Origin of the sequence: Acinetobacter sp. ABJ_C5_2 (genome assembly GCF_044538485.1) — a bacterium.
GTDB classification, from domain to species: domain Bacteria; phylum Pseudomonadota; class Gammaproteobacteria; order Pseudomonadales; family Moraxellaceae; genus Acinetobacter; species Acinetobacter nosocomialis_A.
In genome coordinates this window covers 1-3,040 of sequence record NZ_JBIUCS010000059.1, presented here as the reverse complement: position 1 = coordinate 3,040, position 3,040 = coordinate 1, and the positions used below count along the sequence as shown (strand labels likewise).

The 3,040-nt window shown below is 31.3% G+C and carries 2 protein-coding genes and 5 pseudogenes; all 7 read right to left on the bottom strand.

Annotated elements, in window-relative coordinates; all coding sequences use genetic code 11:
* Positions 1–223 (bottom strand): annotated as a pseudogene (locus ACH8JV_RS19145) (hypothetical protein); the annotation flags it as partial.
* Between the two features lie 12 nt (positions 224–235).
* A pseudogene (locus tag ACH8JV_RS19140) lies at positions 236–828 on the bottom strand (RHS repeat-associated core domain-containing protein); the annotation flags it as partial.
* A gap of 125 nt (positions 829–953) precedes the next feature.
* Positions 954–1,382, bottom strand: a complete 429-nt coding sequence (locus ACH8JV_RS19135) for a hypothetical protein (RefSeq protein WP_396523213.1) — start codon at positions 1,380–1,382, stop codon at positions 954–956.
* A 413-nt stretch (positions 1,383–1,795) separates the two neighbouring features.
* Positions 1,796–2,297, bottom strand: a pseudogene (locus tag ACH8JV_RS19130) (RHS repeat-associated core domain-containing protein); the annotation flags it as partial.
* Position 2,298: 1 nt separating this feature from the next.
* Complete coding sequence (locus tag ACH8JV_RS19125) at positions 2,299–2,604, bottom strand: hypothetical protein (RefSeq protein WP_396523211.1); 306 nt, start codon at positions 2,602–2,604, stop codon at positions 2,299–2,301.
* 104 nt (positions 2,605–2,708) lie between these two features.
* A pseudogene (locus tag ACH8JV_RS19120) lies at positions 2,709–2,798 on the bottom strand (RHS repeat-associated core domain-containing protein); the annotation flags it as partial.
* A 14-nt stretch (positions 2,799–2,812) separates the two neighbouring features.
* A pseudogene (locus ACH8JV_RS19115) lies at positions 2,813–3,040 on the bottom strand (hypothetical protein); the annotation flags it as partial.

The following is a 3,040-nucleotide window of genomic DNA, read 5'->3' as shown; positions in this document are numbered from 1 at the left end:
ATTTTATTCTATGAAAAAAAATATTTAAATTCTCATCTTCTAAAAATAACACACCATTTTTTGGAAGCTCACAAGTATCACAAAGCTCAATATCATACCAAGAATAATATGAATACTCAGCTTCGATATCTAATTTTTCTAAATTTTCAAATAATATAGCATTACTAACCAATGAGATTGGATGATTTTCAGTCTGTAAAGAACTTAAAACATAATAATTCATTTCGTATTTTTCCTATCTTAATCGAATCGGTTTTGTTCCTGGTGCCGATAAAACAACTCGTAATGATTGTTGTAGATTAGCTATCTTTTCTCTCACTTGAGGAACTGTGATTTCACCTTTATTAAGTTGTGATTCAATTCATCCTAATTTTTCATTTACACCCATTGAATATATTGGATTTGATCCACAATGATAGAGTTGATGCTTCATTTGTTTTGCCTTAGCTTTACTATCAGGCATTAAAACGCCATTTTCTGCCTTATCTCTATTATCACCGATACCAATTTTGTCAAAAAATTTCTTATTATCCCTCCAAATTTCTTCAGGAATAATATGATGAGCTTGTAAATGATCACCTTTTACCCCCCTAAATTTCTGTTTAAGGTGGTATTACCTAATCCATTACTATCTATCCATGTAATTGGGTTCTTAGCATATACATAAACATTATCCCCCCAGTAACTCTATTGGGTCTTTACTAATGAATCGTCCCAAATAATAGCGATGTAATGTAATCCTGCCTCTTCATCAAAATACTGACCTTGGAAACGAATATTATTGGTGACGATTTCTGAATTTTCAAAAAAGTTAGATGCTGACTTTGCTATTTTGAGCATATAAATCATATGACGCGAGGTCTTCATTTGTGCAAAGCATTGCTTTGCAGAAACGAGTTCACCTCACACCTTATATTCAGTTTTCTAGATCAGTTGTCTCTTATAAAGCTAAATTAAACATCAAAATACCAATCTAAGAAATCATTAAATGATTCACACTTTTCAATAACGTTCAGTCCATTTTCAGAGTAACCAATTATTTCGACACTATTTTCCTCTTTATTATAAAAATATGCTCTTTCCCCCTCAAACTCTGAAATCACATAATAATTATCATTTAAATTCAAATCTCTTCTTAAACTATTATTAATAACTCTATAATCACTATTTTCATACATCCAACATATTTGCCATAATTCAAATTTTTTTGAATAAAAACCTCCTGGATTTTCCTCTGCATGTGTATAGAAAATGCCAAAATCAGAGCTCGTATCCAAATTTAACTCTTTCAGAATTTCTCTATACCTTTCACAATCGATATCTACATCTTCAAACCAAGCATTTTTTTGCTTCAAATAATTAACTACTTTAAAACTTAACATAATTTCACCTTTATAAAGGACAGCCACGACTAGTATTTTGACTTTCTAACTCTTTATTTGCTCTATCTTTCCAATATCCGTCCCTAGCATCATTAAAATCATCTCTATTAACAGAATAGTCAGGATGCTGTTTGGCCTATACGGATGAAGAGTTGGTAAGTCCATATTTTTACTATGACTCTTTCCAAACAATTCGAATAAAGGCCAATTTGCATTTTGTTTAGAGTGATGTAAATTAACAGATGACCAGTCATTAGTTGTTTTAATTCTAGGTGCATCACCTCTTAAAGCTCTATCTAGATTTGTTTCAGTCTTCCCACCACGAGTAGTAAATTTTTGATCCCAGTCTATTTCTTGTTGATAAACTGTATATTTGTTTTTGTTCCTGTATGAGTAGGCTTTTCATTAAATATCTTTGTTAAACCTAGAGAATCAATCCATACAATAGGATTAGGAGCATACTGATACATATTAGACCTACTCATAATCCAATCGGGTCTTTGCAAATAAAACGACCTACATAAGGTGAATAATAACGATAACGGTTGTAATTAAGACCTGTTTCTTGGTCGAAATACTGCCCTTGGAAACGGATATTATTACTGGTGTTTGATAAAGCTCTATTTCTTCTGCATAAACCGCCTGTGCCAGTGGTACAAATGAATCTTTCTCATATATATAATGCTTGGTAATCTGCTCATTCGACTCATAAGCAAGTGTATTGCCATCCCATCCATAAATGATGTTATGTTCACTACCGGTATGATGATGTTTACTTCGTTTTTGAATACGGCGTCCTAATGCCTCGTAGCAGTACTCTGCCGTATATTCAGCATTACAATTTTTAATCAGTCGCCCACATGCATCCCACTCAAGGTGTAAATTACTCTTGCTTGATTTTTGACGACAGATTTTGCTATTTTTTGGGTTTCCAATATTCTAAACTTTCAAAAACTCTTTCTAAATCGTCCATATCATCTTCCCCTAAACTATTATCAAATTTACTAGATAAAATTCTTCTAATTCTCGCTAGTCTTTCACAAATATTATTATCATCAATAAATTTTGCAGTTTCATCTGCATATTCGACATAAGAATCAGGTAAAGTTTCAGCATAATGAGATCCTACTTTGTGCAGAGAAATTAGTATATATTCTATCTCTTTTAAAACCTCTATCATCTCATCACCAGAATAAAATATGGTTCGATTATTAACTAACATTATTTTTCCTATGAACAGTTAAATTACACGGGTTATCTACGCTGCCTTTGATTGTAAACTCTTCATCATGATATCTAGGTTTTTTAACCCACTCTGTTTTATAGATTCGGTGCATATGCATATACATTATCTCCACCCAATAATCCAATCGAGTCTTTAGAAATAAAACGCCACAAATAAGGAAAATAATATTGTAGCGTTATCATATTTACAAGAATTCTCTATCATCCTGAACCATTAATTCAACCTTATCTGTTTCTTTGTCTATTACTCCGTATTTTAAAACATTCAGACCTAAACTTTTAATTGTATTTTCCAAATCAATTGAAATTAATAAAACACTGTTTAATAGAGTTTTATTAAGAAATGAAGGATTAACCATTATATCCTCTTCAAAAAAGTTTAGAAAAATGAATTTATCAGAATAACATATGAT